Genomic DNA, 2,329 nt, shown 5'->3' with positions numbered 1-2,329 from the left:
ATTCAAAACGGTTGATTGTCATAATTCTCAACTGTTTTAGTTAAAGAACCATCACTAGCCGTCTTTGTGTCGTGACAATGTTTGTGTAGAAGTTGAAGGTTATCGTAGGTATCTTTACCACCTAACGATTTAGGTATAATATGGTCAACTTCTACAATATCTGTACTTGTAAAATACAGACCACAGTGAGGACAAATACCTTTTTGTTTCTTAATAAGTGTTGCCACTCTTTTAGGAGTTTCTGGATATTCGCCTCGTCGTTTACTCCAGTAAATCCAGTCTCCATTAAACGGACTAGCTTCACCTTTAATCTTTGTATGCCTTACGATTGGCGTACTGCTATGGGTGAGTAATTCTAATCCATCTTCTGTACTGAAACACCAATTTCTGTCATCTACTGTTTTCCAGTATTTGTCTTTATTGATGTTCCCTTTTCCCCTCCTTCTTGCCCAAGCTCTTAACTTGTCGTAAGTTAGGCGGTCAACCTTTGAGAAGGTTTCTTTACTAACTGTTGTTGAATAATAGTTTGACCAACCTCTAATAATAGGGTTCAGCTTACTAATTAAGGCAGCTTGAGGTGCGGTTTTATGGGAGTCTATTACTTCAGCTATCTTGACAAGATGAGTCTTTATTTTGGCTTTTGAGGGTGTGATTAATGTACTAAAACCTAGTGGTATTCCATTCGGGTTGTTGGCACATCGGTAGTTACCTACTTTGTGTTGTTGTACATGGAATCCTAAGAACTCAAATCCAACATTCCCATCAATTTCATTGAGGGTGTGGGTTAGTTTTGTTTTACTTGGTTTTAATTCCAATCCCATGTCACTTAACCAGTCAGCGATTATCTCTTGACACTTTTTGACTACGTTTAAATCCTCATGGATTATTACGAAATCATCAGCGTAACGGATTAGACTAAGAGCCTGACGATTTCTCGCTTTTTTCCCTTTTAGAGTTTCGGCGTATTGCTTAACTCTTTCTTCCATACCATGTAGGGCAATATTCGCAAGTAAGGGTGAAATTACCCCTCCTTGTGGTGTACCATCATTGGTAGGAAAAAGTTCTTTTCCGTCCATGTACCCTGCCTTGAGCCATGTCTTGATTTGACGGCTTAATGTAGGGTATGTGTGTATTTTGGAGATTAATGCTTTGTGGTTTATGCGGTCGAAACATTTGGAGATATCAGCATCAAGTACATATTTGGACTTGTATCTAATATTCAAAAATATTGCTTCTCTTGCATCGTGGCATGAACGTCCTGGTCTAAAACCATAACTGTTTGGCTCAAATTTAGCCTCCCATTCTGGTTCTAACGCTAGTTTTACTAACGCTTGCAATGCGCGGTCGTTGATTGTGGGTATTCCTAATGGACGGGTTTCGGTTGTACCAGGTTTAGGTATTTCAACTCTGCGAGTTGGTTTAACTTTATTGGTTAACTTTAATCGTCCTACCAAGTTCATACGTTGCTTCGGGGTTAGGGATTTAATTCCGTCCACTCCTGCCGTATTTCGTCCTTGGTTATCTTGTGTTACCCTGCGAACCGCGATACATTTAGCACTCCAGGAATTAATCAGGGTCTTTTGAAGTTTACGAACTGCTTTAACATCGCCTCGTTCACTCGCTCGAAATATGCGCTTTTGCAACTTAAAAGTTACCTTTTCCAGTTTGCGCCAGTTAAGGTCTTTCCACTCCACCGTCAGATTGTTCTGCGTTTTAGATATATTCATTGCTACTTGTTCTATTTCTTTGGAATTACCGAGTATCTGTCTGCATATCTTTTGCCATTACAGCAAAGCATTCGCTTTTGATACCATCCCTTCCCTATATATCGTTCGTTAGCTACTTACTGGATTTCGACCTCTCCAGAGATATATAGGGGTTACTTCGTTCCGATTACACATTATTGAAGTCTTTAGCGTGATGTTATCCACCGGGTTTATTGGGCGGTGCTTATAAGTCGGAAGGAAAACCGCTTATGCCCTATCCTTGCCTTTTGGCTTGGTGTTTATCAAGTTTTTAACCTTGATTTAGCCATTACACCATTACAATTAACGATGATTCAGATACATCTTTGCTTGCGCTACGCATGGACTTCTTGCTCGATAGTTACCAGTTTTGGCTACCAGTAGTTCTACCTTTTAACCCCGCTTTAATCTGTTGGTTGCTACCCAATCAAACTAGGGGTTATGCTTTCACCTCAGCACTTGAGGGGTGGGACTTAATTCACCGAATTTCACCCACAAATGTAATCAGTTATCACCAGTCTTAATAACTGGGTTAACCGTCCCATAAGTCTTTTTCAACTTATTTTAGGTTAAACGAATCGCAC

The 2,329-nt window shown here is 39.9% G+C and carries 1 protein-coding gene; it reads right to left on the bottom strand.

The features are described from left to right. Positions 1 to 2 precede the first annotated feature (2 nt). Positions 3 to 1,727: a group II intron reverse transcriptase/maturase gene (gene ltrA, locus PL9631_RS27465; RefSeq protein ID WP_083616028.1), complete on the bottom strand. Its 1,725-nt coding sequence runs from the start codon at positions 1,725 to 1,727 to the stop codon at positions 3 to 5. Positions 1,728 to 2,329 lie beyond the last annotated feature (602 nt).

The sequence above is a fragment of the Planktothrix paucivesiculata PCC 9631 genome (genome assembly GCF_900009265.2).
GTDB lineage: Bacteria > Cyanobacteriota > Cyanobacteriia > Cyanobacteriales > Microcoleaceae > Planktothrix > Planktothrix paucivesiculata.
This window is presented reverse-complemented; position numbering and strand designations above follow the sequence as displayed.